Here is a 7,306-nt window from a genome sequence, read left to right as displayed (position 1 = left end):
AATAGATATTCAATGAAAAACATAGACAACAAATAAAAAAAACTACAAAAAATAATTTACAATCTAACCACAACTAAGAAAATTCACTGTCATCCATCAACTGAAAAATTAATTATTGCACAGCCAATTTAAGTTTAAAAAAAATAGGATTACATATTTAATGAACAGTGCTTTTAAAAATAATTAATTCAAATTATGGTTTTAAGTGTTTATTTAAACACTGCATTACTGTAATGGAGAATTATTAAAGACATTAGTTCAAATATTTTATACCTAGTACTATAATTATGACAATTGTAATAATAAAATCCTTTTGTTTAATAATAGTATTTAAACTAATCTATTTACAAATTTCACTCCATAAATCATTAAATGCTAGTTTAGGAGATTTTTGATTAACTACAACATCATATACGAAGTCTACAATAGCACTATTCATAGAATAGTTATCATGAATCTTTTTAATGGCCATTATAGAATTTTTACCTTCAAAAACAACTCCAGAAGATTTTTCATCAATAATTAGTTTCTGACCATATAACATTCCAAGTGTATGATTTCTACTTTCCTGTGATATTGAGGTAAGAACAAAATCCCCAAAACCACAAAGATTATCTAATGTAGATTTTTTCCCTCCAATTTTAGAAATAAATTCTTTAGATTCATTGAATCCCTTATTAAGAATAGCAAATCTTGCATTTTCATTTATATTCATGCCTTCACAGATACCATAAGCTATAGCATTTATATTTTTAATTATTCCACAATATTCTATACCATCTATATCTTCAATGATCTCTACCTTAAATTCTTTAGTTTCTAGCACTTCTTTAACAATTTTAAGATTTTCTTCATTTCTTGATGCTATACTAGTAGCAGTTGGTAAGTTCAAGATGATTTCAGATGCAAAATTAGGTCCAGATAATACCACATAATTTTCATCGTAATATTCTTGAATTATTTCCCCCATAGTTTTTAATGATGATTCTATTCCTTTTGAAGCAGTGATTAAAATAAAATCATTTATATTCTTATTTTTCATTTCTTCAAGTGTTTGCCTAAAAACTGATGATGGTACAGATATTAAAATAATATTACAATCTTTTAAATCATCTAATTGTGAAGTAGCATGAATATTTTTATTTAATTTAGTGTTAGGGAAATAGTCTAAGTTATAGTTATGTTCTCTTATTGTTTTAGCAACTTCTTCCCTTCTTGAATATAATATAACTTCCTCAACATTTTGGGATATTATTTGAGAAATTGCAGTTCCAAAATTCCCTGCTCCCATTATTCCTACTTTCATGATTATCATTCCTTTAACAAACTTTCCGATGTTATTAACCTATTCTATTATTATTACTACTTCTATTATTTTTTATTTTATTATTACATCTAATTATTTTTTTGAATGTTTTTTATATCTCTGCTTAATATTATTAAAGGAATAAAGCAATTCATCAATAGGTTCTTCATCTAATTTTAAGAAGAATTCTGTTCTTCTACGATTTAAAACAATAGAATGTTTATGATTATTAGCAAAAGCTTTTTCCATATTTTCTTCTTTTAGTTTTAATTGAGGTTTAATTTCATTGAATAGCGAGTTACCTTTTGAAGTGTTTGTTATTATTAGAGAAACACCAAGATCATCTTTCATTGACTCCTCATACTTTTCAATACCCCAGAAGTCGGCAATAGTTATATCTCCAGGTCTGTTTTCATATACAAACTCACATTCCGAGCAACAAGGTCTTGGAAATAGACTTGTTTGAAATCCTCTATTGTAATTGTTATATCTACCATTTTCCCTTATTGTTTTTCCACTTCTAAATTTAATAAGAACGGAAGGATTATTCCAACCCATTGTTTTGTCTTTAAATTTAAAATCAATAACCTTATCATTAAACTTATCTTCTAAGTAAGATATATACTTTTTAAACACTTTAGGAGAAGGGTTAGAATGACATAATATTTCAACTAAATATAAATTATCATGATACTTATTCAAATAAGATTTTAAACCTGCTACTTGACAAGGAACACCTGTAAACATAACCACTTTGCCTTTATCTAGTAAGTCTTTTATTTTAGGAAATAAATCAGATATATCACTTTTAACATATTTAGAACCACTAAAATCCTTAGATTCTTCCAAATTTTTTACAATATCATGTTTCACTTCCATATCATCAGTATATTTTGCACCAACAACATAACCTCCACTGGAAATTATATTTTTTGACAAAGACAGGAATAGTCCTCCTGATGATGCATAAGCACGATTATTAGAATATTTATTATATCCTGCAAAGACTTTTTGAATATTGGTGTTCTTTTCCATAAGTGTATCATTTGAATAGATACAGATTTTTCTGCAGATATTACAATGTCCACAAAGGTTTTCATTAATTTTTGGATAAACAAATCCTTCATTATCAGTTATCATTTCTATAGCATTGTCAGGACAAATTTCTTTACATGCATAACAACCATAACATTTAAATTTATCATTGTCATCTAGATAGCTAAGGTTTAAATTAATATTAGCCTTTTCTTTTTTAATTAAAGATTTTTCTAGAAATTCTAGTGACTTATCCTTTAAAACTTTTAATTTTGACTCTACATTAGCATAATCTATTTTTATATTATTTATATCTTTAAATTCATCATAATTATAGAATAATACTTGTTCAAGTCCTAAACTCCCGATTAATTCTTCTACTCTTTGAGGAGTTTTAGTATTTGGAACAGTTACAAAGGTTTTATTATATATAATTGAGAAAACAACCCCATGAAAAGAATTTGTAACTACATATTTTGCATTCTTAAGGACTCCTAAAAATTCTTTAGGACCTATAAATGGTACAGATCGAAGCTGATCTTCAAATTTTTTATAGGGTCTGTTAAAAATTATAGGTAAACCTTCTTTTTCAGATATTTCTTGAGCTATTTTTATTATTTCTTCATTATTTTCTAAGGTATATACAAAAATATACTCTTTATCTTTTAAATCCATATCAACTTTTAAATCATCATAATATTTTCTCTCTAAAAGTAGTGTTGGATCAATTACAATATCAATATCTTTATCGCTACATTCACTTAGTGATTTAAGAGACGATTTCTCTCTAATCGAGATATCATCTAGGTTTTGAAGATAATGTTTAAACAATGGAATATCATAAATATCTACATTATCAGAACCTATACTAACACCATAACTAATTTTTTTAGAATTATCTGGAGCGAATTTTAAAAAATAAGCAGGATTTAAACCTTTTGTTATAGCATGATTCCATACTTGATCACTTCCAGTTATAAAAAAGTCAAACTCTAAGTTAGCATCAACTATTTCATGAAAAGTTTTATAAGTATCTGTAAGGTTAAAATTATCTTTCATAAACTCTTCAAAATTTTCAAATTTCCTTATCTTAAACCTATTTTTTGTATGTAACCCTATCCTATGTTTATAAAATTTAAAATCTAAATACCCTCTTCTTTTTCTACGAAATGGATTGTATACATTATCAATCACGTTAGGTCGAAAGTTAATAATCTTAACTTCAAATCCCATTTTTTTAATAGTTTTTTGAAGTGCATATGTTTGTAACATTGCTCCATAATTATGAGCTGAACTAAAAGTTATTATCCCAACATTCATACTATCACATTTCATTTATTTAATCCCTATATTAAATAATCTTGAGCTATAGCTAGTTAATTCCATTGCTATCAAATTAAACGTTTAATTGTTATTTTAAACTTGTTTAACAAACTTTTAAAAACGAAAAATCAAAGATTTCTCTAAATTTCAGTCACGAAATAAAAGTTTAAGAAAATCAAAGATTTTCTAACTTAATAAATTAAGTTTCGTCGCATGATATTTCCTAAATAATCACTTTAAGCACATTAAATGTTTTTATTAAATATGTGTCATGAATTTAATAAAAAAATTTCTAAAAAAATTCTTTATTTTTACTTTTAAATTAATCTCAAATAAATGTTAAGACTATTTTTCTTAAATGATTATCAGTAATTAGTTGCATCATTTAAACAATTCTTCAAATTGATCATGTATATTTTGATTATATTCTTTGTAATCTATGTTAAGTTTAGAAATTCTGCCTTCAAAATAATCATTTATACCTTTACAGATACCGTTTTCAGAATTTTCCACTAGCAAACCATTATATTTTTCCATGAATGTTTTAGGACCTTTTATATCAGTTGAAAAAACTTTAATTCCTAATATATCTGCTTCCAAAAGAACTAATCCTAAACCCTCATAAAAGGAAGATAAAATAAATAAATCACAAGATTTTAATATTGGAAATGGATTGGACATATAATTTATTATTACTACCCTAGAATAGCATTCTAAACTCTCTGCATATTCAAGAGTTTTTCTATACAATCTACCATATCCTCCAATAATTATAAGATATACATCTTTATTTCTTTTATAATATTCATTGAAAACCTTTAAAAGTCTTAAATGTCCTTTTTCATGAGAAAATCTACCTATTGTAATAAATTTATGGGAGTTACTATTTAGTATATCTTTTAATTCATCTAACTCAACATTTGATTTAGTAATTTCGTCAAAATGAATAGGGAGCTTAGATTTTTCTAAAATTGATTCATCAGAAATGAAATTTTCAACAACATAAACATTATCCATATTTCCTTTAATCTTTAAAGTTGGTTCTTTAAGATCTTCACTAACAATAGCTATTTTATCATAATCATTGTATGCATCTTTTAATGTTAAGAAATGTTGATTTTTTTTAGTATTTAGTTCTTCAACTAAATCATTATGTGCATAAATAACTCTTTTAGTATCAAATCTTCTTAAAAGAGAAGTTATAGCTTGTTCATAACCTGTAAAATGAACCACCATGTCAAATTTTGTGTTGTAATAATGCTTCTTTATATTCCTTTTAAAAGATTTATCTAATTGTTTCACTATAGCTGAGTTTGATTTATTAAGTTTATAATATGTAAAATATGCTAATGCCTCTAAAAAGTTATAATTGTTCTTATCATTAATTGGAATGTAATCTACTTCTCTTGTAAGTTCTGAAACTGTTAGTGAGTATCTTCTAGTTTTTTTCATCCTAAAAGACAAGAAGTAATTTCGTTTATCTAAATCTATATTTTCAAGTAAACTAAACATAGAACTAGTTATACCATTTTTAGCTAAATTTCCAGAATAAAAAAGTACATTTTCTTTACCATTATGTTTAATTTCTTTTATATGAACTTTATCGTCTTTTTTGTTAGATATTATAAAATCACAAAGGTATTTAGGAGAATCAATATCTTCATATGAACAGAATTTTTCAATGAATTCATCATCATTATAATTTTTTTCAGAATTTATCTCATTGATCAAATCTTGAGGGTTATAAACTTTAGGAAATGGCAGGTCCTCTAAATCCATATAAAGCCCATGTTCTTCACTATATTTTGATTCATCATAAGGGAATAAAATTATTTTATTTCTTGTTACTGCAAAATCAAAAAATATGCTAGAATAATCAGTTATCAAAGTATCTGCAATATTTAAGAACTCATAAGTTTCATAAAATTCTGGAAAAACTTTAATATGATTATAAATCTCACAGTTTATGGAGTATTTTACAAATGGGTGCAATTTAACATAAAATATTTGATTATTATGAAGCAATGAATCTATTGCTGAAAGATAACTCTTTAATTCTTCAGTGAATTCTTGTGATTTTAATTCTGTAAGTGCTCCTCTATATGTGGGCATATATACAATAATTTCTTTATTTTCTAATCCTAATTTAAATTTTAGACTTTTCCGAGCTTCATCATTTAAAAATATGGAATTACGAGGATATCCCATATTTAGAATTTTTGCATTAGTGAGATTTCTTAGCATGTATGCATCAATCATGTGTTTTTCCATGTATTGACTTGGATACAGCAAATAATCAGCCATTATAAAGTTTTTTTGAACATTTCCTAAAGCGTAGGCTCTTCTCGGGACATCTCTCCCCAATTTTTTAAGAGGAGTTCCATGCCACAAATTTACATAAATTTGAGAGTCTTTTTTAATAAAGGAAGATGGAAATGTTGAGTCATTAAATAAGTACTTCCCACTAAAGAGATATTTATAATATTTTAAAGTTCCAACTTCACAAAATTCAATATTAGAGATATTATGGTTTAAAAAAAATTTATCTATATTTTTAAGATTATTTTTTCTAATAGGTAGAACAACTTTAAAGTCCTTAAATCTTTCATCAGATAGTTCTTTTAAAAGATAGAATATATTACCTCCAATATCCTTCCCATTTTTAGATTCTACTACTATTAATTTTTCATCAATTTCTAGGTTGTTATAATATCTAATTAAAATACTATCTTTTATAACATTATGTGTTTCACGTTTTAATTTTTTAAATAATCGTTTGGATTTAATATAGAATTTCTTCATAAACTGAGCACCACTAACAGATCTAATGAATTAAATGAGACATGATATTAAATAATATTAAAAGTTGATATAGTATATTCCAAAAGCTTTGTAACATATGTAGCAAATTTAAATGTTCAGAAATATCACCTAAAAAACCTTTAAATTCAATTTAAAGTATTTTCCATCATATTTTTCATGAAAATTAAAATGATTATAAGTCACATTTTTTGAGCAATGTACTAATACAAAAAACAATATTTTAATTTAATATATAAAATATCTATATAATTTTATAATTCTAGTAAATCTAACTATGTTAAAATAGTTACAATTCTAATGATTAGGAAGTTATATATCAAATTAAAGCTATAGAACTTCCAAAAACCTATTTTCTATTTTAAAAAATAATACTTTAAACTTTAAATATTTTTCAGAAGATTAGTCATGCAAATAAAGAAATATTAAAGAGTATTGATTGAAAAAATAATGATTAATATAGGTTTTTGAATATTTTCACTAGATATTAATCTTTAATATATGTTATTATAAATATATAAAATCTTTGTCAAAAATTTAAATAAATGGATATTGTGATATGTTCAAATTGTTGTTGGTTATTTATTGGAGATTATCCATGATTAAAATAAAGGTTTATGATTGTTGGATATGGTTTTAGATGTTTTTTAGTTTTTGTTTTAGTTTTTTGGTCTATTTTTTGTGTTTTAGTTTTGAACTTTTTAAATGTGTTTTTTATGATTTGAAGATTTTATTTGATTGTTTTTCTTTTGATTTGTTTTTTCTGTTGTTTTTTTCTATTTTTGGTCTAGTGTTTGGGTGATTTTAGTGTAAGGATGTTTG

3 protein-coding genes are annotated in these 7,306 nt (G+C 24.6%); all 3 read right to left on the bottom strand.

Features of this window, described 5'->3' with window-relative positions:
- Positions 1-340 precede the first annotated feature (340 nt).
- Entirely contained in the window at positions 341-1,306 is a 966-nt protein-coding gene (locus tag MBFIL_RS01235; protein ID WP_169805486.1) for an NAD(P)H-dependent glycerol-3-phosphate dehydrogenase, read from the bottom strand.
- Positions 1,307-1,399: 93 nt separating this feature from the next.
- Positions 1,400-3,676: a polysaccharide pyruvyl transferase family protein gene (locus tag MBFIL_RS01230; protein WP_084266249.1), complete on the bottom strand. Its 2,277-nt coding sequence runs from the start codon at positions 3,674-3,676 to the stop codon at positions 1,400-1,402.
- A 369-nt stretch (positions 3,677-4,045) separates the two neighbouring features.
- The gene (locus MBFIL_RS01225; RefSeq protein WP_066970683.1) at positions 4,046-6,466 is read right to left on the bottom strand and encodes a glycosyltransferase; all 2,421 of its coding nucleotides are present in this window, start codon (positions 6,464-6,466) and stop codon (positions 4,046-4,048) included.
- Between the last annotated feature and the right edge of the window lie 840 nt (positions 6,467-7,306).

It is taken from the genome of Methanobrevibacter filiformis, assembly GCF_001639265.1.
GTDB classification, from domain to species: domain Archaea; phylum Methanobacteriota; class Methanobacteria; order Methanobacteriales; family Methanobacteriaceae; genus Methanacia; species Methanacia filiformis.
This window is presented reverse-complemented; position numbering and strand designations above follow the sequence as displayed.